The organism is Flavobacterium sp. B114r (assembly GCF_056824125.1).
This window is the reverse complement of sequence record NZ_CP124858.1, coordinates 4,781,200-4,803,859: the sequence shown is the minus strand read 5'-3', so window position 1 is coordinate 4,803,859 and position 22,660 is coordinate 4,781,200. Positions and strand designations below refer to the sequence as shown.

Here is a 22,660-nt window from a genome sequence, read left to right as displayed (position 1 = left end):
TTTGTTTTTAATATGCTGCAAAGTTATCTGCGGTATATTAACCCTTAATTTGATGTCTGTTAGAAAGGAGTTAGAGTCACATTAGAAAACGATTAGAGCGCAGGAAATAATAAAGTTACCGTTGTTCCTTCGTCTTTCTTAGATGTAATTGTAAAATAGATATTATTTTGTTTAAAGATGATATTAGCAAGCGAAAGTCCAACACCGCTACCTTTTATATTATTTACATTTTTACCTCTGTAAAAAGTCTGTTTAATAAATTTTAAGTCGTCTTCGCTGATACCCGTTCCGTGATCTTCGATTACAATTTTAAGCTGATTGTCGTGCTGCAACAGACTTATCTTTATAGGATTACCGTTGGAGTATTTTACGGCATTTTCTATAATATTGTATAAAGCGATTTTAATTTCATTACTGTTTCCTTTTATCGAAAGCAATTTATCATTGACAATTTCGATCGCAATTTGTATCTGAGAACCTTTTAATTGATAGACATCCGGCAGTTGATCGTTAATATCCCAAACGAGTTCATCGACCCTGAAAATTTCATTTAATTCTGTATTGTCCCGCAGTCCGGAAAGCATCATGAGCGTATTCATCGTATCTTCGATCTGATAGACGTTTTCTAATACTTTTTCAGACATTTCTTTGTACTCAGCACTTGATCTGTCTTTTTGGGCAAATACTTCCAGGTTTCCGGATATTGCTGTTAAAGGCGTTTTGAATTCATGCGAAACATAATTAATAAAGTTCTTCTGGATGATAAACGTGTCCGAAAGTCGCTTGAATAAATTATTATACGTTTCGATCAATTCCTGAATATCATCTTTTGTATTGGGAGAGGTAATATGACGATCCAAAGACGAAGCTTCGATCTCATTGACCTGATTGATAATGTTTTTTATCGGGCTATAGGCAAGGTTTGAAAGCAAACGGCTCACAATGTAAATCGTAATTAATCCGCTGATTAAAACCAGGATCATGATAATTAGTAAACGATTGGTAATGGTTTTAAATTCCTGATCATTTTTCTTAACAAATACCACAAAATCCCCTTCATTGTCATGGTAAAAACTTCCGAAATAAAAATGATGATTCGATTTAAAATTCAGCTTTCGATTTTTTCTAATATAATCCAGCCTTTCTGCATTTATATTAGCGTCAATTGCCTTGTCACCATATACAATCTGATTTTTTTTGTTGTAAACACGAGTTATGATCTCAAGTGAATTCTCTCTGAATTGCTGACCAATTATTAAATGTTGTTTTTCTGGTAATTCATCTTTTTCAAGATAGAAAATACCAGTAAGTAAACATGTTTTTTGGAGTTCGTTATAAATAATCTTTTCCGAATAACTATAAAACGAAAAATACGTTATAATAGAAGCAATGACAAATACAACGCTAAAAGTAAAAGACGATATTAAGGTAAACCTGTTGCGTATTTTCATAACTCTTCTTTAAGCATATATCCCGTTCCTTTTATGGTATGGATAAATTTATGGTTCTGCTCGATTTTGTTTCTTAAATACGAAATATAGACATCGACAACATTCGTATTATTGTCATAATTAATGCCCCAAACTGCATTTAATATCTGCGTTCTTGACATAACCTTATTTCTGTTTTCTAATAGAAATAAAAGCAATTTATATTCTCTTGGAGACAAATCAATCAAAGCATCATTTTCTGTAACCTTATGTTCTTCAGGATTTATAGATAGAGTTCCTAATTTGTATAAGGTTTCTTCATTGACATAATTAAATTTGGTTCGGCGTGTCAAAGCATTTACTCTGGAAATCAATTCCTTAAAATGGAAAGGCTTAACCAAATAATCATCAGCACCGGAATCCAGCGCATTTACTTTATCATCCGTATCGCTAAGAGCGCTTAACATTAAAATTGGAGTATGAATTTTTTTAAAGCGCATCATTTTAGTCAGCTGAATACCATCAATTCCCGGAAGCATAATATCCATCAGGATAATATCCCAGGTATCGTGCTGAATAAGATCGCGGGCAATCTCGCCTGTTTCAGCCAGATGCACCGTAAAATTGTTTTCTTCTAAACCTTTTATAATAAATTCGCTAATGCGTTTATCATCCTCAATGAGCAGAACATTCATACTTAAAAATCTAATGTTATAATAGTTGTTTTGAATTTATCAGGAAGTGATAATGAACTAAAGCGAAATTACCTGATGAATCGTTTTTATAAAGTATTTATTTTATAAATTATATTTCTTTATTAAATCAGTATAAAGCAATTCAGCATCGGTATATAGATTTTTATCCAGCTGAACTTGGCTATCTAAAATCTCTTGTTCTTTATTAGACAATTCATAAGGTTTGACTTTATATATTGTGATTTTTATCTCTTGCATAATATTAATTTAGAAAAGCGAATTATCAAAAATAACATTTAATTATCGCAATTGTTGTTAAAATTGAATGTTGTAGGAAAAGAAGATGTTTAGGAATTTAATTATTTCAATTTTCAGAAACTATTCCGGCAGTTGGTGTCATCATATAGATCTTGTTTTTTCAAACAAAAAAAAACGATTTTCTTTTTATTTCATACTAAGTAATTTATAGCATTATTCTTTTAGATTTTATCCTATAAAATAGCAAACTAAATTGACATGAATTTTATATAATTTCAATTTTGTTTTTAATAAAGCATTGATATGTAATTAATTAACTTTTATTAAAGAAAGGTTTAACATGGTCTGTTTTAGCGGACTGTCTGAAATTATTAATTTTAATAAAAATAAAAATTAATAACGTTTTAATATTTAAAATTATGAAAAAGAATATAGCCATATTAGCCACAGACGGTTTTGAAGAAGTAGAATTATCATCGCCTAAAGCCTATCTGGAAGAGCAAGGCTGGAACGCAGATATTATCAGTTTGAAATCTGGAACTATCAAAGCCTGGAAAGACGGAAATTGGAGCAAGGAATATAGTGTTGATGTAGTATTAGATCAGGCAAATGAAGCAGATTACGATGCTTTGGTTCTTCCGGGAGGAGTGATAAACCCTGATTTATTGAGAAGAGAAGAAGCCGCAGTAAATTTTGTACGTTCCTTTTTTGAAAGTAAAAAGCCAGTAGCGGCGATTTGTCATGGTCCTCAGATTCTGGTAGATGCTGATGTCTTAAAAGGTCGAAAAGTAACTTCTTTCTTCTCTGTTAAAAACGATTTGAAAAATGCAGGAGCACAATGGGAAGACTCAGAAGTAGTCGTAGACAACGGATTAGTAACCAGCCGAAACCCGAATGATTTACCTGCTTTTAATAAAAAAATGGTGGAAGAAATTAAAGAAGGAAAACACGAGCGCCAGACAGTTTAAAAAATATTTTTATTTAGATTATCAGGTTGTAAAAAAAGCAAGATCAATTTTGGTCTTGCTTTTTTTTTGTAATTGAATTTGATTCTTTAATGGTATGACAAAAAATGAGAATAAAAAACTTTGCTTTTGATAGCTATCGGGATTTCTAGATTCATTTTTAATTTCATAAGCCTTCGACTAAGCTCAGGGTGACAATAGGGTATGATAAAAAATGAGAATAAAAACTTAGCTACTTAGCGCCTTTGTGGCAAAAACAAAAAAGCATAAAAAAAGGGCGATACTATATCAAGTACCGCCCTAAAGGTGAATTTTAATCTACATTCTAAAATTAGATTTTAAAATGCCGCATTGAAGCGTACAGTTTTTGGTAAACTACTATAAGAAAGCTAAACGAAGTTTATTCGTTTATGATATCGCCTTCTTTAGTTTCTTCGCTGGCAATTTTTACCAGTTTATCTTTTTGGTTTAGATCACCGAAGATTTCAATTTTATCGTCGATTTCTCTTCCTTTTTTTACATCAACTCTTGTTGCTTTGTGGTTGACTACTTTAATCACAAACAATCCTTCAGCAGAATTCACTAAAGCCGATTTTGGAATTACAAATGTACTGTCTTTCGCGTTAAGCGGTAACAAAACTTCGGCTACCATTCCTGGTAATAAATCTCCTTTTGTGTTGTGTACATCCATTTCTACGCGTTCAGAACGAAGTTTCATGTCTAATGCTCCGGACATTCTCGTGATCTTCGCTTTGAAAGTTTCCGGCAATGATTTTACATTAAAACTCATTTCATCGCCATTGTGTAAATATCCTGTGTACAATTCCGGAATAGAGACTGCTAAACGCAATTTGCTTTGTTCCTGAATGGTCAATAAAGGCAAATCAGATCCTTTTCCTGCAGGACCAACAAATGTTCCTAAATTCACATTTCTTGCTGCTACAACTCCGTCAAAAGGAGCACGAATTTCAAGATAACCTCTCATAATCGACACTTCTTTGTGGGCTGCAACTGCTGCCTGGTATTGTGCGTAATCTGAGTTTTTCTTTCCGTTGGCCATTTCTAAGTCATTTTTAGAAATCGTTCCTTCGACTTTACTCGTTTCATACAAACGGTTGTAGGTACTTTTTGTAGTAGCATAAATAGCTTCCATCGATTTTAGTCTTGATTCGGCTGCAGCTAGTTGAGAACTGATTTCCGGCGCTTCAAGAACGATCAAAAGTTGTCCTTTTTTTACTTTAGTACCAATATCTACTTTTAGCAATTTTACAAAACTGCTTACTTTTGCGTACAAGTCTACTTGTTGAAAACCGGTTAATTCGGCAGGTAAACGCAATTCTGTAGTTAGTTTTTCTTTTTCTAAAGAAAACGTTTCAGTTTTAGGCTCAATTTCTGCAGCAGGAGTTTCTTCTTTCTTGGAATTACAACTAGTTAGAAAAAATACGGCTACAAAAAATAATGCGGTCGATTGTATAATGTTATTTTTCATTTTTTGGATTTAATGATGAGATATAATGGATGCTTTCTTCGTCCTCAGGATCTAAAGAAACAGATTGTGTTGTTGTTTTTTCTTGTGCCCATGCAAAAATCAATGGCAAGATAAGCAATACTGCAAAAGTGGAGAATAATAATCCACCAATTACAGCTCTACCTAACGGAGAAACCTGATCGCCACCTTCGCCATGACCAATTGCCATAGGCAACATTCCCGCAATCATCGCAACAGATGTCATGATAATAGGACGAAGACGCAACGCTGCAGCTTCACGTGCTGATTCTAATGCATTTCCGTTTCGTTTTCGAAGCTGTTCAGCATTCGTAACCAATAAAACGGCATTTGCAATCGACACCCCAACGGACATAATGATTCCCATATATGATTGTAAGTTTAGTGTAGAACCTGTAATAGTCAGCATTAATAATGCTCCTAAAACTACCGCTGGAACTGTGGTTAAAATTACCAACGAAACCTTGAACGACTGGAAATTAGCGGCTAACATTAAGAAGATTACAAATATGGCAACCAATAAACCTACTTGTAAACTGCTTAATGTTTCTACCAATACTTTACTCATTCCGATAGGAGTAATGAATAACCCCCTAGGTAATTCTCCCAACGAACTGATAGTTGCATCCACATCTTTTACTGCCGTACCTAAATCGGTCTGGCTAATGTTGGCTGTAACGGTAATGTATGGCATAGCCCCTAAATTGTCATTTTCACCACTTACAAATCCGGGTGTAATTTTTGCAACGTCACTTAAAACAGGACGTAATGAATTTTTTAATACTGGAATTTCTCCAATATCAGTTTTGCTCTTCATTTGGTTTAGTGGTACCTGAACCTGAACGTTGTATGATAATCCTGCTCTTTCATCTACCCACATATTCTTCTCGGTATATCTTGATGATGAGGTAGAAGCCACAAGTGATCTTGAAATATCATTCATGTCAACACCCAATTCAGCAGCACGAGTTCTGTCAATATCAATATTCATGGCTGGATAATGAATTGGCTGACCAATTTGTACGTCTCTGAAATAAGCAATCTTTTTAAGTTTCTCTACAATTTGATTGGCGTATAACTCATTTCGTTTTTTGTCTTTTCCGGCAATACGAACTTCGATTGGAGTAGGGGATCCCTGGCTCAAAACTTTATCTGTTAATTCGATTGGCTCAAAAGAAAGTTTCACATCGGGAAGCACTTTTTTTATTCTGGCTCTAAAGTCGTCTTTAAAGTCGTCCATATCGACATGATATTCTTTTAAACTCACCTGAAATACTGCTTCATGCGAACCTGCCATGAACAAATAAATCGGGTTAATCGAGAATAACGACGGGTGTTGTCCTACATATACAGATGAAATTCCGATATGCTCTTTGCCCACCATTTTTTGTAATTCTTTCAGAACAATAATCGCCTTTTCTTCGGTACGTTCTAAACGGGTTCCATCAGGAGCACGCATTCTTAGCTGAAACTGACTTGAATTTACTTTAGGGAAAACATCTTTTCCAATGAAATTAAGAAGGGTAACAGCCAAAAGCGTAATTCCTACTAAGTAGATTAAAGTAACTGCTTTTTTATGAGGGAATAAACTATTTAAAGTCTTCATGAATCGGATTCTGAAACGCTCGAAAGCACCAATTTTTCCGTCATTGTTAGTATCATCTCTTTCAACGTAACCTTTTTTCTGAGTAATCAAATCTCTCTCAGATTCCGGTGTAATTCCGCTATCGTTAAATTCAGCTTCATCATCTGTAATACCAGGTGCGTGTTCGTGTTTTTCGTGTCCTTTCATTAACCAGTTCGCCATTACGGGAACAAAAGTCTGAGATAATAAAAACGAAATAACCATAGAGAAACCAATTGCCAAGGCTAATGGCAGGAACAAAGCTCCAGGAATTCCGACCATGGTAAATGCCGGAGCAAAAACCGCCAGAATACAAAGTAAAATCAATAATTTAGGCAACGCAATTTCCTGACACGCATCCCAGATGGCGAGTGCCTTGGGTTTGCCCATGTCGAGATGCTGGTGAATATTTTCGATGGTTACCGTACTTTCATCCACCAAAATTCCAATGGCCAATGCCAATCCGCTTAAAGACATTAAGTTGATCGTTTGTCCGAATAATTTCAGGAATAAAACTCCTGATATTATCGAAATTGGGATCGTTAAGATTACGATCAAAGCGGCACGTTTGTCTCCAAGGAAAAGTAAAACCATTAATCCGGTTAAAACTGCCCCGATAATACCCTCGGTAATCAAACTTTTTACCGAGTTGATTACATAAACCGACTGGTCAAATTCGTAAGATAATTTTACATCTTCTGGAAGTGTACTTTGAATTTTTGGCAATTCTGATTTTAATTTCTGAACTACATCCCATGTCGAAGCATCTCCTGCTTTTGCAATACTGATATAAACCGAACGTTTTCCGTTTACCAAAGCATAACCTGCCGTAATATCGGCACCATCCTTTACAGTTGCCACATCGCCAAGAGTTAAGTTCTGAACGCTTCCTTTGAACAACGGAATTTTCTCGAAATCCTTAACTTCTTTAATGGTATTATTAGTTGGTGTAATGTAATTTTTATCACCAATTCTCACATTTCCTGACGGAGCTGTCTGGTTGTTGATACGAATGGCTTCTACAACCTGATCCGGCGTCATATTGTGCGAACGCAATAAATCCGGATCAACATTGACCTCGATAGTTCTTGGGCTTCCGCCAAAAGGTGCCGGAGATAATAAACCGGGAATCGAAGTAAACGAAGCACGAACGTAAACGTTGGCTAAATCCTGTAATTCATTATTTGATCTGATTTTACTACTCAAAACCAATTGACCAATTGGTAAAGACGAAGCATCAAAACGAATGATAAACGGCGGTTGTGTTCCCGGAGGAAATGCCGCCTGGATTCTGTTCGAAAGTGAACTCAATTCGGCTGCAGCCTGAGCCATATTCGTGTTTTCATAATAGGTTAATTTCATAATCATCAACCCCTGAATATTCTTGGTTTCTACCGATTTTACACCATTGGCAAACGGTAAAATGTTGACATAAGTCTTAGCAAAATAAGCTTCCATCTGGTCCGGTGTATAACCACCAAAAGGATGTGCAATATAGATAACCGGCAAGTTCATTTTTGGCAGGATATCTACCTTAATGTCCTTGATGGCACCAATTCCGAAGAAAAATAGACCCGCAACCAATACTAATATGGAGATGGGTTTGCGGAGTGCAAAACGTATTAAATTCATTGGGATCTAATTAAAATTCATTTATAAATAAGTCAAAATTGCCAGTAGCTGCTACTTTAAGCAAGAATGATTGCCACACATTATTGTTGACGATATCACGATCGATTTCGGCACGATTCAGCGTATATAGCGTTTGGGTTATATCCGTTAAATCCGTTAATCCGTTTTTATATAAAGTCGATTTTTGCAAATAGGCTCTTTTTGCTGCATCAACCTGAATTGGTGCTTCGGCAAAGTTGTCGATTGTGATTTTTATTTTATCATCGGCCAATGCCAGTTGCGATTTTAGTTCTCTGTCGGCTTGGTTATATTCTTCTTGTAAACCTTGCGAAACATATTTTTGAGCGCTTACTTGTTTGCTTGCTCTAAAAGGCGTCGTCAGGTTCCAGCTAATTCCGATTCCCACCAAATAATTGGTACGATCCGGATTTACGCCATCCCAATAATTTCTGTTGAACGAATTTTGATCTGTGATATAATCGCTATTAAATCCGGAAGCACGCGTTTGCAAAACACCAAATGCGCTCATAGTTGGATAATAAAAACGTTTGTAAAGTTTCATTTGTTGATTGCTGTAATCAATTTTAGTTTTGTAAAATTGAAGTAAAGGGTGCAGACTATCAGAAGTTGCTGTTCCTCGAAGAATCTCTTTCGGAATTTCATTTACAAATAAAGTGTCCGTTACAAAATCCTGAGGAGCAACTCCCATCAAATCAACTAATTTGTTATTTTGTTCTTTGACGAAGTTTTTAGCCAGGTTCAAAGAGATTTTAGCTTTAGAAACTTCGGCTGTAGCTAATGTAGAATCGACTCCGGCCAATAATCCATTTTTAACCCGTGCAACAGCTGTCTTTTTGAAAACTTCTGCGCGGCTTAAATTCTTTTGTTGGGAAATCAATAATCTTTGGCTCGCTAGTAAGTTCAGGTAAGCAGCAGAAATTTTGATTTCCTGTTGGAATTCTTCCTGTTTCAAATCTTTTTCTTTTGCCTGAACATCGACTTTCGCCAAATTGATTTTCTCCTGAATTTTTCCAAACGTGAAAAAATCCCAGTTCATGTTGACCAAATACAAGGCGCCAAAAGCTGAGTTCCAGTTTTGATCCGGCAATGCGGGTCCGGAAGAAGCTGTTCCTAAACCATTAAAACCATACATGACACCGTTCTGGCCATTGATGGTTCCGTAATCCTGTTGTGCCGATAAGTTAAGGTTTGGCAGATAATCACGCTTGGATTGTTTGAGAGTCTCGCGTGACGCATTCGTGTAATTGCTTTTTGCCTTGATCGAACCGTAGTTTTCTAAACCTGTTTTTACTGCTTCTTTTAAAGACAAGGTTTGTGCATAACTACCACAGGCAAAAATCAAGAAAACTAACAAAGTAATTTTTCTGAAGTACATAAAATTAGTGATATGAAATTGATAGAACAAAATTATTTCTCTTGCGCTGATATATGTCATGTTAAATGATGTACTACGATAATAAATGACCAATTGAATTTGTCATTTATTGGAAATAATAATTAATTATTTGTGCGTACTTTGTAAACTATTTAAGTATTAAAAATGAATAAAAAATTTGATAACATATTAGACAACAAATGGTGGCAGGAGGTAGCCGTTGTTGTCTTTTCATTTACGATCTATACGTTAAAAAATGACTGGATGTTATTTAGTTCTTTTACTTCCATATTAATGGGTGTGTTTTTCTATCTGGTTTTATACATGCATGCCCAATTCAATCGTTTCTTTCTTTTACCTATTTTATTCAAAACACAACGTCCTGTAACTTATATCATTTTAACTCTTTTTGGTGTATTTGTCTTTTCGGTAGTTTTATATGAGATTACAATGCTCGATATGTTTAGTAATTGTCATCTGTATCAAAATTCTCATCAACGAAGTTATGCGTATCAATTGGCAAGTGTTTTAGGAACTCTGGTTTGTATTTTAAGTCCTATAATCGTATTTAAATTCTATAGGATTCACAGAAAAAAAACAGATGAAACCTTATTGTTCAACGAAATGCAGCTCAATTCACTAAAAGGGCAATTGAATCCACACTTTTTATTTAATACCTTTAATACACTTTACGGAATAAGTTTGGAGTTTCCCGAAAGAACGCCGGATTTGATCATGAAAGTGTCGCAATTAATGCGTTATCAGCTCGAAAGCAATAATAAGAAATGTGTTTCTCTTGAAGATGAACTGGAGTTTATAAACAGTTACGTACAACTCGAAAAAGAAAGGGTAGGATACCGTTGCGAGATTACTTATGATTGTAAAATCGATAACGAGAATGCCTATAAAGTATCGCCGATGCTGTTGATTGCTTTTATCGAAAATGCCTTTAAACACGGGACTTGTGCGATTGAGAAATGTTATGTCAGAATTATAATTACAGTAGAAAATGGTTTGCTGCATTTGCATGTCGTCAATTCAATTCCGACAAAAAAGACAGATGTTGTTTCTACTAAAATTGGATTGAAAAATACAATAGAACGTTTGAATTTAATCTATGGTAAAAACTATAAATTAGACATTCAGGATGGTAATAAGAACACATATATTGTAGATTTGAAGTTGCAATTGAAAAAGTTTGTAGAATGAGAGAACCCAAAAAATGTATAATTGTAGATGATGAACCGGCGGCACATTATGTGTTGGCGAATTATATAAAGCAAAATCCACAATTAGAGTTGGTTTTTCAGGGCTATAATGGCATCGAGGCAATGGATTATCTTCGTGAGAATCCTGTTGATTTAATGTTTCTCGATATCAATATGCCCGAGATTTCAGGAATGGAATTGCTAAAGATTATTCCAACACATCCTAAAACCATTTTGACAACGGCTTATTCTGAATATGCGCTCGAAAGTTATGATTATGGTGTAATAGATTATCTCTTAAAACCTATTTATTTTCCAAGGTTCTTAAAAGCAATTGATCGTTTTTTTGCTACCGAGGGCGCAAAAATAAAAACAGAAGAAACAGTTGTGAATTCTGTGAATGTAAAAGTCGATGGTTATTTTATGGATATCGAACTTGATCAGCTTTTATTTGCGCAGAGTTTTGGTAATTATGTAAAATTGCACACAATAAAAAGAACCTATTTAGCCTCGATTACAACAAGCGAATTGGAAAAATGTTTACCTGAGAAAAATTTCATGCGCATTCATAAATCATATATCGTAGCGCTGGATAAAATCGAAGCAACAGACAAAGATTTTGTGGTCATTAAAAATGAAAAATTACCGGTCGGGATTACCTATAAAAGGGAATTATCCGACCGGATAAAAAAATAAAACTCGAAATAAGATTGCTTACTAATTCAAATTATTTCAAATAAAGCCTGTGATGATGTTTTTCTGACAGGCTTTTTAGATTCTGGTTGAGTTTTATTTAATATATATTATATGCATTTTTGTTTCCAGACGGGTAGATTTACTCCTTTGAAAATCAGCCATAAACTTAATGTTAATTCTGCAATCAGACATGGCATTAACAAAATTATGCCGGAAAGCTGCGGAACAAGAATTAAGGCAAAACTATTGAACAGATAACAGATCCCTGCTATTGTCATTAAAACGCCAATTATCTTTGGAAAGTATCCTGATTTAAAAATTAAATATCCTTCAATAAGACAAACAAACCCAAAAAAGATTAATCCAACCCCAAATCCAAAATCATGCAGTTTGATCGACAGATACGATAAAGTATGCAATTGATCCGGAGTAAATGATTTTAGATAATCAGCGTCGCCCAGAAAGAATAATGCGGCTAAGAGATTTAATTTATTAGCAGCCAAAACGGCTGTTTGTATCAAATTGAATGACAAATTAATTAAGGCCAGTTTCCTGCTTACCGGTTTTAAAAGGTAATAAAGCAGGATCATTACAGGCAAATCGCAAATTTGCATAATCAGATCAGCCGTAATCCCTATTTTCCATAAAAATTGAGAATGTATAATATTATTTGCTGTTGCAGCAGCATCACCTGAAACAAACAGTTTATTTCGAACAAAAGTCTCTGCAAAGAATCCCATGATGATAATTATGAGATATAGCATTCCTGCAATACGAGCATAATTTTGCGGTGAACTTTCGAAATTCTTAAGACTAAATTTCATGGTTTTTGTGGTTGTGGTTTGTTATAAGACGGTTAATTTCGAATAATGTTACTATTTGTTTTAACATTTCTTTTATAAATTAATTTTTCTCAAAATAAAGTAGTAATTTTAATACGTTATTTAGCGAATGTCAATTTAAAACTCAGGATCATGAAAAATCTTTTTTTATTTATTATCTTTTTATGCAGTAGTTTTATAATAGGACAAAATGGAGTTTCTCCGGATAAAGCAGTTACTCCGCCGGAAAAAGTTTTATATACTTTTCAAAAAGAATATCCCGGCAAAACGCCCACCTGGACAATGAAGTATGTTGGCGACGATGATGATGAAATTCGTTACGAAGCCAAATTCAAAACCAATGCGACTAGCGAAGCATTAGCAGTTTATGATAATTTGGGTGTTTTAAAAGCCTTTGAATCTCAGATTGCGCTGAGTAAACTTCCTGCAAAAGCTCAGGCATACTTAAAGAAAAATTATCCTGCCAAAGCCATTAAAGAAATTGCAGTTGTGGTAGATGATAAAAATAAGACAACATATGAAGTAGAAATACAAAAAGACTTGAAATTCTATGATGTTGTGTTTGATAAAAATGGAGGTTTTGACGTGATTGTCGAAAAAGATTAAACCAGAATACTTACTAACTCAATATATTTCTAAATGACAAATCCGACAGATTTTGCAATCTGTCGGATTTTGTTTTTTAGGATATTAAGTATTATGAGCAAACCCGACAGGTTTCAAAAACCTGTCGGGTTTAACACTATGATTAATTAACAATCAACAATTAATAATTCACAATTAATTAAAGCATCATTCCGCCTGAAACTTCAATACGCTGTGCATTTACCCATCTCGCATCTTCGGTACATAAAAAAGCAACGACACCGCCAATATCATCAGGTAAACCAACTCTTCCTAAAGCTGTTACAGATGCTATTTGTTGGTTCATTTGTTCATTATCACGAACAACCCCGCCGCCAAAATCTGTTTCTATAGCACCAGGAGCAACTACGTTTACTCTAATTTTTCTTGTGCCTAATTCTTTTGCCTGATATCTTGTCAGAGTTTCAATAGCACCTTTCATAGCGGCATAAGCAGCATAACCAGGAAATGAAAAACGAGCCAGACCTGTAGAAATATTCACAATTCCGCCACCGTCATTTAAGAAGATCAACGCTTTTTGAGTTAAGAAAAATGGACCTTTGAACTGAATATTAGTCAATTGATCAAATTCAGTCTCAGTTGTTCCAACAAATGAATTATGGATTCCTATTCCCGCATTATTTACTAAAAAGTCGAATTTATCTGTTTGGAAAGTACTTCTTAAAGCCTCTGAAACTTGATTAAAAAAGCCATCAAAAGTTCCTGAATCCGCCACATTCAATTGTAATGAAGCTGCTTTTTGTCCTAAACCTTCAATTTCTTTTACCACAGCATCAGCTTCGTCTTTTTTGCTGTTGTACGTAATGATAACGTCGATTCCTTTTTTTGCAATTGCGATTGCCATATTTTTTCCTAAACCTCTGCTACCACCGGTAACAAGAGCTATTTTTGTATTTACTGCCATTTTATATATGTTTTAAATTTTATTTATTATTGAATTAAAAATTGAGAATTAAAAATGTATGCCACAGATTAAAGGATTAAATAGATTATAAAATCTGCTTGATCTTTTAAATCTGCGAGAAAAAAATTAAACACATAGAAACATAGATTTTATTTTGAGTTAAAAAGATTGTAAAAGAAACTAGTTTCTAACACATAGCTATGTGAATTTAAATAAATGAAATGCCTTTTTTAAAGTTGCTAAAAGCTATGTTTCTATGTGTTTAATTAAATTATGTTCCATCAAATTAATTAGAATGCAATGCGTTAAATGAAGCTTTTAATTCCGGAACACTTGCGTTTATTCTTGTTGCACTGGTTCCAAAAGTAAGTTCATCTTTTCCTTCTTTCAATTGCTCAAAAATAGAGATGATAAAATCACTTACGCTTGGATGTGCGTCATGCAAACCAGGAGCTCCCAAATCTGTATTTAGTGCCGGAGGAATAATTTCGATCACTTCAATGTTTTTTGATTTCAATATATGACGAAGTGAAATTGTAAACGAACGGAAAAATGCTTTAGTAGCTGAATAAACCGGAACTTTTGCGAAAGGCGAAAGTGCCAATCCAGAAGTCACATTCATTACGGTCGTAAGCGATTTTAGCTGAATAAAAAGTGACGTTAAATGTAACGGAGCTTCAATATTGGTAGCAAGTTCTGTTTTAGCACTTTCATAGAAATCAGCATCCGTAACCGACACCCATTTCTGGATTCCTGCGTTGTTAATTAAAACATTCAAATCAGGATGATTTTCTGCAATCCATTCGTAAAGCGCTATACGCTCAGATTCGATTGCTAAGTCACATGCTTTTGTAATTACGGCTGGGAATTTTGCCTTTACTTCATTTAAAACAGACTCTCGTCTGCCGCAAATAATTACAGTGTTGTTTTCCTGAATAAATCTTTCGGTTAAGCCAAGTCCAATACCACTTGCGCCACCTGTTATTAGAATTTTGTTATTTGATAAGTTCATCTTTTTCGTTCTTTTAAATTGATAGGACAAAGGTAGGAGCGAAGTAGGCTTAGGGAATTGTAAATATCAAATCGATGTTTGCGAAATTCAAACCAAGGGAAGAAAATAAATCTAAAAATAAATTCTAAAAAATAAATTCCAAATTCCAAAACTTGGTGTTCAACTTTGTCAAAGTTTAAAACTTTGACAAAGTTTTCCAAAATCTATATTCTATATTCTATGATCTATATTCTATGATCTATATTCTATAATCTATATTCTATAATCTATATTCTATAATCTATATTCTATGATCTATATTCTATGATCTATATTCTATAATCAATTCCTGAATGCTAAAGGCGTATAGGTTGTTTGTTTTTTAAAGAAGTTAGAAAAATGCGCCAGTTCCTCGAAACCCAATGAAAATGCGATTTCAGAGATATTCCAATCGGTTTGTTTTAGGAGTACTTTTGCTTCATTGGTTAATCTGCTGCTGATGAGTTCAGTGGTGGTTTTTCCGGTGTTTTCTTTTAAAACTTTATTTAAATGATTCACATGAACGGATAATCGTTCGGCGAAATCTTTGGCTGTTCTCAGTTCTAATCGTTGATTTGGTGATTCTATTGGGAATTGTCTTTCCAGTAATTCAGCAAATAAAGAGGAAACTCTTGCTGCCGAATTATGTTTGGAATACAAAGCGGTTATAGGCTGCAATTTTTGCCCAAAGTGAATTAACTCCGCCACATAATTTCGGATTAAATCATATTTATAAATATAATCAGAATTAATTTCTTTTTGTATTTTGTTGAAAATCAATTCCACTTCGGCAACTTCTTCATCCGTAAGCTGAAAAATAGGATATCCGTCTGATGCAAAAATAGGAAGTTCATCTAAGTCAATTCCGCTTTTGTTTTTGGATAAAAACTCACTTGTAAAAACACAAAATTGTCCGGATTGATTGGTGTCTTGCGGAAGATAATTATAAGGAATTTTTGGTGTAGCAAATAAAAGCCCCTGTTTGTTGATTTCGATTATTTTATCGGCATATTCAGCTCGATTTTTACCTTTTATCAAACTGATTTTGTAGTAAGCACGTCGATCATATGGCATCCCGGGTTTTCCCTGCATTCTTTCCAAAAGTTCTTTAATATCAAAAACATTAAAATGACCAATTTCTTTTTTAATGTCGTTGGGTAATAATGAGCTTGGTTCTACAGAAGAGCCTTCGGTAATATCCTGGTAGAATGAATCTAGTGATTTCATAAGAGTGAATTGTAAAATTCAAATATACGAAAATTAAAAGATTGTTTTTTTAGTTTGAAGTTTCAGGTTGCTTTGCTTTGTGTTTATTTAACCGCAAAGGCCGCAATTTTTTAGTTTGCGCTTAGTAAACGCAAAGAGTTCGCAAAGCTGCTTGAAGACAAAGCTTTTAGAATTTTATGTTTTTTAGCACGCAGATTTAGCAGATTTAAACGGATTTAAGCTGATTTTTTTGTTCATTTTTGTCATCCTGAGGAGCGAAGGATCCCAAGATAGCAGTATTTAATAAATAAACTTTGTGTCTTAGTGCCTTTGCGGCAACCCCATCAAAACAAACTTCCCTGAATTAATTCCGGTTGTGGATTACTGCCAAAAGAAAAACTATCTATTACGAAATATTGCTTTTTAGGTTCTAATTCTCGTAATATTATATGATCGCACAAAAAGCGAACATCAATTGTGGTAAATAATTCGTTTGCAATTGCAATATTTTCAGGACTAAGTTTTCTTGCAATAGAAATATGTGGATCGCTGCTTCTGTCTTTACCAGGTATCAGGAGTGTATCCTGAATTTTTTTCATGATAGATTTCAGTTGTACTTTAGAGTTTTCGTCAGGACCAATGAAGAATGCACCATTTGGATAAGAATCGAAATGATCTGAATGTACCTGAAAAGGAGTAAACGTATCAGCGATTTTACCCAGCTTTTGTTTGAATTTATCGATTTGAGAATCATCAATTTTAAATTCGCAAATTGTAATGTGAGCTACTGAATTTTTGCTGTTGAACCAACCAATTCTGGAAGCCAAACCTTCTTTCATGGTTTTGATAATTTGTATAATTTCTTCTGAAGGATGAATAACAACTGAATATTTCTTTTCCATTTAAGATTGGATTTTATGCAAATTTAAATTTTAAAATGAAAACGTATGATCGATACTTTAAAAATAAGGAAACCTAAAGTTTTCCCTTTAAATACAATCTGTGTTCTATTTCTGATTTAAGTAATCCGCTTCCTCCGCCAAAATGTTCAATTACTTCTACTTCAGGTTGGTGTTTGATGCAAAACGATGTAAAATCTTTTTCGACTTGTTCTTCTATCGCAGAACTTAATAAAACAATATCAATTTTGTTGTTTAAGAAATATGTCTGAGCTGTTTTTTCGTCATTGAAAGCTATTGCATTCCAGTTTTCGTAAGCGTTTACCAGTCGTAGTAAAATTTCCAGGATCGGTTGGTTTTTTCCGAGTATTAAGAATTCATATGTTTTCATAATCAATATTTTATTTGCAAATTTAGAAGTAAAATAATAGTTTGGACTTAATCCAGGATAAGAAATAGAGTTTCTGAGTTTTTAATTTGAATATTTAAGCAATTCAGAAAGTAAGGTTTTTAGCAATTTCTTGAAAAAAGTGTTTTTAAGAGATATTTTTTTTTAGAGTTAAATAAACGATAACCTCAGAGAATTAGTGTGTTAGCGTTTTTTGGATAAAAATATTTTGCATGAATGAGGAAAGCCGTAATGTTTTCTTTAAAGTAGCTTGTAATTTTGTCGCGTAGAAATCGATATAGGTGATGTTTTTTGCCTTTTTAAACAACATTACAGATACTACAGGTTAACTGTTTTTGGAGAAACATTTTTTTTTTTTGCAATGAAATTTGACATATCCATTTGATGATGGATGGCTTTGTATAAGTTTGCAAGCATACAAAAGTCTAATTTTACAGGGTTTTTAGATAACGTTATTTTGTAACAAAGTCTAAAGACCCTTTTTTTATTGGGTGAATATTAGAATTCCGGTAATCCAGATATGAATAAAGTCCCAATTGATTTTGAATTTCTGGGGAGAAAAACCATAGAAATTTTTAAAAGCTGCCGAAAAATGTGACACATCTTTATAGCCGCATTTATATGCTACGTCGCTAACGGTCGAAGCCTTATTCTGAAATAGTTCTTTGGCATGTTCCATTCGGAGTTTAATAATATAGCTTTTTACAGTAGTTCCAAAACAAGCTTTAAATCCTTTTTTTAGCTTAAATTCATTTAGCGAAATCGTTCTTGAAAGCTCTGTTAATGTTGGTGCATGAACATAATCTTTATCCAATATATGTTTCGCTTCCAGTAATTTATTATAATCGTCTTCATCAATTTGATCTTTTTGTACCGGTATGGTTATGATTTTTTCAAGTTGATGTATCAGCAGTTCCTTGATTTTGGTTTCCAAATACATTTTTTTTAATGCGCCCTGACGATTACAATTCTTTATTTCGTGAATTACCCATTGTATCGCTGGCGTAAACGGAATGTATTTTGAGGTCAGATAACTGGATTTTTTAAGCAAGATATTTTTTGAAAATTTCTCATGAAGTTCCCAGTCTTCGTTGATAATCTTGTAGTAAAAATCTTTTGATAGGATGATTGAGAAATGGTTAGTTTGTTCGAAAGCAGGTATTTTAAAAGTTGCCTTATATTTTGTAGCGTAAAATATATTATGGGTATTCTTTTTTGAATATTTTTCGGTTTCTAATTGATCAATATGAGTTTCGACATTATTGCAGCAGATAAAATTCATGACAACTGATTCTTCGTCAATTTCAAAAATGATAGTTTGTGGGGTCGAAAAAAGCATTTGTGTATCCAGTAAAACCATTCCGTCTGTAATCAAATGATGGCTTTTAATTTCTTCTGAATCGTTGTTTTTTATGTAGACATTCTCTTCCGTTAAATAATTTTTCGGATAATGAGTGCCACCAATTTCAATTTGAATAATTGAGTTTTCGTGTCCTGAAATTTTCGATTTGATCTTCAAAATATAATCCGTTTTTACAAAATAATAATCCGTTTTTCCCTATCTTTTTTAGAGTTGTTGATGGTACTTTTGCGCCAAAGTTATTTATAATTAGTCTAATTAAAGATATGACAACTCACAAATTTTTATTTTTTAGTATATTTTTTTTCTTTACAATCCTATCGTATTCCCAGCAAAAACTGGGAGTTTCAGTAAGTGGAGAGGTAACAGAAAATTCAGGGCAAACAATTCCTTATGCCACAATTAATATAGAAAAAACTGACTTAAGTATTATTTCTGATGAAAACGGAAAGTTTATTTTCAAAAATGTAAAGCCGGGAAAACATGTTTTAAAAATTACGGCAATTGGTTTCTCAACTCAAAAAAAACACATTGAAGTTTTAGCAAGTAATGTCAGTTTTTCTGTTCAGTTACAGAGTGAATTGAATCAATTAGAATCTGTAACAGTGTTAGGCCGTTCGCAAACAGATAAAGTAAACAAACAAGCTTATAGCGTTACGGCGATTGATGCAAAAAAGCTCCACAATTCTACTCTCGATTTGTCGCATGCATTAGACAGGGTTTCCGGTGTTCGGGTTCGTGAATCGGGTGGTGTAGGTTCTAAATCTGAGCTTTCTATTAATGGTTTTTCAGGTAATCAGGTAAAGTTTTTTATTGATGGTGTGCCTATGGATAATTTTGGTTCGTCTTTTCAATTGAATAATATTCCAATAAATCTTGCTGACAGAATAGAAGTTTACAAAGGTGTTGTGCCTATCTGGTTAGGCGGAGATGCTCTTGGAGGTGCGGTTAATATTGTAACAAATTCTAAACCCCGCACTTATCTGGATGCTTCGTACTCTTTTGGATCATTCAATACACATCGTACGACTATCAATGCGGGATATACGGCAAAAAGTGGTTTTACTACTGAAATTAACGCGTTTCAGAATTATTCAGATAATAATTATTGGGTAAATGTTGAAGCGGCCGATTTGTACACAGGCGAATATTTTCCAAATGCCCGTGTGAGAAGGTTTCATGATAGTTATCGCAACGAGACGGTGATTTTTAATATTGGAATAACAGGTAAAAAATACGCTGATAAATTATTATTTGGTTTTACAGCCGGAGAAAACAAAGCCGATATTCAAACTGGAGCCCGAATGACGAGTGTCTTTGGAAAAGTGTACAGCACAGGAAATATCTTAATGCCAACAGTAAAGTATCAGGTAAAAGATTTATTTACAAAAGGGCTAAATGTTAACGTTACGGGTAATTTTAATTTTGGTGAAGAACAGAATGTCGATACCGTTTATAGAAGGTATAACTGGTTTGGAGATTACAGAGAACTCGTAGGATTAGGTGGTGAACGTAGCCGTACGCTGCGTAAATTCAAAAATAATAATGGTATAGCCACAGCAAATTTTACGTATGCTTTAGGACTAAGACATTCTTTTATGCTAAATAACACGTTTAATACTTTTGATCGTAAAGAAAGCGATGAGTTGGTTCCGGAATCATTAGTATATAAGCAACCGAAAAAAACACAAAAAAATGTTTTGGGCGCAGGTTACAAATTTGACTACAATGAGAAATGGAGCACATCTGTATTTATCAAAAATTACTCTTTAAAAAGTACTTATTCAGAAAGTTACAACCCTTCCGGTACAACTGGTGATATTGCGTACAGAGAACATGTTAACAACAAAAATCTGGTTGGATATGGTGCCGCCAGCAGTTATTACTTAAAACATAATCTGCAGTTAAAGGGGTCTTTTGAAAAAAGCTACAGATTGCCAACTCCTGAAGAATTATTTGGAAACGTAAATAATAATATAGCGGGGAATATTGGACTTGAGCCGGAAACAAGTAACAATTTTAATCTTGGATTCAGTTATCAGACTAGTTTTAAGAAAGTCAATGCGATGACATTCGATGTAAATCTTTTGTATCGGGATGCAACTGATTTTATTCGTCCTGAATTGAATCTGAATCAAACAATGGTAACCAATGTGAACCAAAAAGGAGTTACAAATTATGGTATAGATGGTGAAGTGAGATATTCATACCGAAATAGATTTACTGCGGGGATGAATATGACGTATCAAAATCTTCGTAATATGACGAAATACGAACCAAACGAAAATTTTGTGTCGTTATGGTACAAAGACAGAGTGCCTAATATTCCTTTTCTTTTTGGCAATCTGGATGCTTCAGTATTTTTTTATGATTGTATAAAAAAAGGTAATAATTTATCTATTGGCTACAACTTTTTGTATGTACACGACTATTATTTATCATGGCCAAGCCGCGGTACCAAGGATGGTAAACTTGATATACCACAACAATTTAATCATGATTTAAATGCGGTTTACACCTTTGCAGATGGTAAATACAATATCGCATTCGAGTGCAAAAATGTCTTAGACAACAAGCTGTATGACAACTTTTCGCTGCAAAAACCAAGTCGTGCTTTTAATATAAAATTCAGGTATTTTTTCACCAAATCAAATAAATAAATTTAATAATTCAAACAATAAACTATTATGAAAAAAATGGGCAAATTAGCGATATTATCGGCTGTAGTGGCTTTTACATCATTCTCGTGCAGCAGTGATTCTGACAAATCTGCAGGCGAACCAGGTGGAGGAGGAGATACAGGTAAAACAAAATACATTATTACTGCTACTACAGGAGCAGCAGGAATTGCAGATTATTTACTGACGGCTGATGATATTTCTACAGGATCTATTACAACAACAGGAAACGGATTAGAGCAAGACGGTTCGTACCGTTATTATATTACCAATCAAAATAAATTCTTTAGCTTACTTTACGGACAAGGAAACCCTGGTGCAGTAACTACTTATAATCTGAATACAGAAGGAAAATTGGTGAAAAAATCGAATTTCCAGGCTGAAACCGTACAGGTATTTGCAGCAGTAAACAAAGATATCTTAACAATAAAAGTTCCAAGAAGCGGTGATGCTTCGATTGCTTCAATGTATAAAATTGATGCTGAAAAATCATTAATTACCGGTGAAGCGCAACACGACACTAAAAAATTAGCAAAAAACGGAGAAAGAGCTTTTTATACCTGGGCGACTCAGGTTGGAGATAAAGTATATATGCCGTATATGAGTATCAAAGGAGATGGAGTTGATAATTTTGGAACTGTAAATCCGGATAGTACCTGGGTGGCTGTTTACAACTATCCGGAGCTTAAATTAGAAAAAGTAATCAAAGATAACCGTACAAGTTATTTAGGTGCTTATTTTACAAATGGATTGTTTCAGGATGAAAACGGTGATGCGTATGGATTCTCAGGAGCAATCGCAACAAGTAATTCAGTTTTGGTTTCTAAAAAGCCATCTGCAATTATTAAAATTAAAAAAGGAACTACAGAATTTGATCAGTCATACTTTTTTAATGTACAGGAAAAATCAGGAGGGTACAAAATCTCAGCTACAAGTTATATCTCAAAAGGTAAATTTTTATTGTTGATGTACGGTAATGTGGGTAAAAACAACGGAGCAGCTAAATTGGCTATTGCAGATGTTTACAACCAAACATTTACATGGGTAACGAATGTTCCCGCAACATTAACTTCGGCTACAAGTCGTTATAATATTACTACAGAAGACGGAAATTCTGCTGTAATTGGTATTAATACACCTGAAGGAAACTGGATTTATACTATTAATGGTTCAACTGCGGTTGCTACTAAAGGTATGAAAGTCGAAGGTGGTCAAATTACTGCAATTGCGAAGTTAAAATATTAAAATTGGTTTTTTTTGAACCGTAGGCCTTTCG

The 22,660-nt window shown here is 34.0% G+C and carries 19 protein-coding genes; 6 read left to right on the top strand and 13 right to left on the bottom strand.

The genetic code is table 11. The annotated features are described in order from the left end of the window. Positions 1 to 92 precede the first annotated feature (92 nt). The 3 genes from QLQ94_RS19990 to QLQ94_RS19980 all read right to left on the bottom strand — a co-directional run bounded on the left by QLQ94_RS19990 (position 93) and on the right by QLQ94_RS19980 (position 2,383). Positions 93 to 1,451 (bottom strand): sensor histidine kinase, encoded by a 1,359-nt coding sequence (locus QLQ94_RS19990; protein ID WP_271336153.1) that lies wholly within the window; start codon positions 1,449 to 1,451, stop codon positions 93 to 95. Next, positions 1,448 to 2,125 (bottom strand): response regulator transcription factor, encoded by a 678-nt coding sequence (locus QLQ94_RS19985; protein WP_271336154.1) that lies wholly within the window; start codon positions 2,123 to 2,125, stop codon positions 1,448 to 1,450. The genes QLQ94_RS19990 and QLQ94_RS19985 overlap by 4 nt, the downstream gene beginning before the upstream one ends. A gap of 102 nt (positions 2,126 to 2,227) precedes the next feature. Beyond that, positions 2,228 to 2,383 (bottom strand): hypothetical protein, encoded by a 156-nt coding sequence (locus QLQ94_RS19980; RefSeq protein WP_271336155.1) that lies wholly within the window; start codon positions 2,381 to 2,383, stop codon positions 2,228 to 2,230. A gap of 419 nt (positions 2,384 to 2,802) precedes the next feature. Between QLQ94_RS19980 and QLQ94_RS19975 the strand changes: the two genes are divergently transcribed. Continuing rightward, positions 2,803 to 3,351, top strand: a complete 549-nt coding sequence (locus QLQ94_RS19975) for a type 1 glutamine amidotransferase domain-containing protein (RefSeq protein WP_271336156.1) — start codon at positions 2,803 to 2,805, stop codon at positions 3,349 to 3,351. Positions 3,352 to 3,748: 397 nt separating this feature from the next. On the opposite strand, the gene QLQ94_RS19970 is transcribed toward QLQ94_RS19975, so the two are convergent. Genes QLQ94_RS19970 through QLQ94_RS19960 form a run of 3 tightly spaced genes read right to left on the bottom strand, consistent with a single transcriptional unit; the run spans position 3,749 to position 9,567 of the window. Further along, a complete protein-coding gene (locus tag QLQ94_RS19970) occupies positions 3,749 to 4,837 on the bottom strand; it encodes an efflux RND transporter periplasmic adaptor subunit (RefSeq protein ID WP_271336157.1) in 1,089 nt (362 codons plus the stop codon). Next, the gene (locus QLQ94_RS19965) at positions 4,827 to 8,111 is read right to left on the bottom strand and encodes an efflux RND transporter permease subunit (protein ID WP_271336158.1); all 3,285 of its coding nucleotides are present in this window, start codon (positions 8,109 to 8,111) and stop codon (positions 4,827 to 4,829) included. The genes QLQ94_RS19970 and QLQ94_RS19965 overlap by 11 nt, the downstream gene beginning before the upstream one ends. 10 nt (positions 8,112 to 8,121) lie before the next feature. Next, positions 8,122 to 9,567: a TolC family protein gene (locus QLQ94_RS19960; RefSeq protein WP_271336159.1), complete on the bottom strand. Its 1,446-nt coding sequence runs from the start codon at positions 9,565 to 9,567 to the stop codon at positions 8,122 to 8,124. A gap of 105 nt (positions 9,568 to 9,672) precedes the next feature. Between QLQ94_RS19960 and QLQ94_RS19955 the strand changes: the two genes are divergently transcribed. Together QLQ94_RS19955 and QLQ94_RS19950 are read left to right on the top strand one after the other, a co-directional pair. Next, complete coding sequence (locus QLQ94_RS19955; protein WP_271336160.1) at positions 9,673 to 10,716, top strand: sensor histidine kinase; 1,044 nt, start codon at positions 9,673 to 9,675, stop codon at positions 10,714 to 10,716. Beyond that, on the top strand, positions 10,713 to 11,411 hold the full coding sequence (locus tag QLQ94_RS19950; RefSeq protein WP_271336161.1) for a LytR/AlgR family response regulator transcription factor: 699 nt from the start codon (positions 10,713 to 10,715) through the stop codon (positions 11,409 to 11,411). The genes QLQ94_RS19955 and QLQ94_RS19950 overlap by 4 nt, the downstream gene beginning before the upstream one ends. Before the next feature lie 107 nt (positions 11,412 to 11,518). On the opposite strand, the gene QLQ94_RS19945 is transcribed toward QLQ94_RS19950, so the two are convergent. Continuing rightward, the gene (locus QLQ94_RS19945) at positions 11,519 to 12,235 is read right to left on the bottom strand and encodes a DUF4386 domain-containing protein (RefSeq protein WP_271336162.1); all 717 of its coding nucleotides are present in this window, start codon (positions 12,233 to 12,235) and stop codon (positions 11,519 to 11,521) included. Between the two features lie 150 nt (positions 12,236 to 12,385). Between QLQ94_RS19945 and QLQ94_RS19940 the strand changes: the two genes are divergently transcribed. Beyond that, positions 12,386 to 12,859 carry a PepSY domain-containing protein gene (locus QLQ94_RS19940; RefSeq protein ID WP_271336163.1) on the top strand — a complete coding sequence of 158 codons (474 nt, stop codon included), beginning with the start codon at positions 12,386 to 12,388 and terminating at the stop codon, positions 12,857 to 12,859. A 178-nt stretch (positions 12,860 to 13,037) separates the two neighbouring features. On the opposite strand, the gene QLQ94_RS19935 is transcribed toward QLQ94_RS19940, so the two are convergent. From QLQ94_RS19935 to QLQ94_RS19910, 6 genes are all read right to left on the bottom strand, one after another. Next, on the bottom strand, positions 13,038 to 13,802 hold the full coding sequence (locus QLQ94_RS19935) for an SDR family oxidoreductase (RefSeq protein ID WP_271336164.1): 765 nt from the start codon (positions 13,800 to 13,802) through the stop codon (positions 13,038 to 13,040). A gap of 286 nt (positions 13,803 to 14,088) precedes the next feature. Beyond that, positions 14,089 to 14,814 carry an SDR family oxidoreductase gene (locus QLQ94_RS19930; protein ID WP_271336165.1) on the bottom strand — a complete coding sequence of 242 codons (726 nt, stop codon included), beginning with the start codon at positions 14,812 to 14,814 and terminating at the stop codon, positions 14,089 to 14,091. A 321-nt stretch (positions 14,815 to 15,135) separates the two neighbouring features. Next, positions 15,136 to 16,059 (bottom strand): helix-turn-helix domain-containing protein, encoded by a 924-nt coding sequence (locus QLQ94_RS19925; protein WP_271336166.1) that lies wholly within the window; start codon positions 16,057 to 16,059, stop codon positions 15,136 to 15,138. Between the two features lie 323 nt (positions 16,060 to 16,382). Continuing rightward, on the bottom strand, positions 16,383 to 16,940 hold the full coding sequence (locus QLQ94_RS19920) for a 2'-5' RNA ligase family protein (RefSeq protein WP_271336167.1): 558 nt from the start codon (positions 16,938 to 16,940) through the stop codon (positions 16,383 to 16,385). Between the two features lie 73 nt (positions 16,941 to 17,013). Further along, entirely contained in the window at positions 17,014 to 17,328 is a 315-nt protein-coding gene (locus QLQ94_RS19915; protein ID WP_271336168.1) for a hypothetical protein, read from the bottom strand. A 502-nt stretch (positions 17,329 to 17,830) separates the two neighbouring features. Next, positions 17,831 to 18,865, bottom strand: coding sequence for a helix-turn-helix domain-containing protein (locus QLQ94_RS19910; protein WP_271336169.1), 1,035 nt, complete (start codon positions 18,863 to 18,865; stop codon positions 17,831 to 17,833). A gap of 107 nt (positions 18,866 to 18,972) precedes the next feature. On the opposite strand from QLQ94_RS19910, the gene QLQ94_RS19905 reads away from it, so the two are divergent. Continuing rightward, positions 18,973 to 21,366 carry a TonB-dependent receptor gene (locus QLQ94_RS19905; protein WP_271336170.1) on the top strand — a complete coding sequence of 798 codons (2,394 nt, stop codon included), beginning with the start codon at positions 18,973 to 18,975 and terminating at the stop codon, positions 21,364 to 21,366. Between the two features lie 27 nt (positions 21,367 to 21,393). Further along, entirely contained in the window at positions 21,394 to 22,629 is a 1,236-nt protein-coding gene (locus QLQ94_RS19900; protein WP_271336171.1) for a DUF4374 domain-containing protein, read from the top strand. The last annotated feature ends 31 nt before the right edge of the window (positions 22,630 to 22,660 follow it).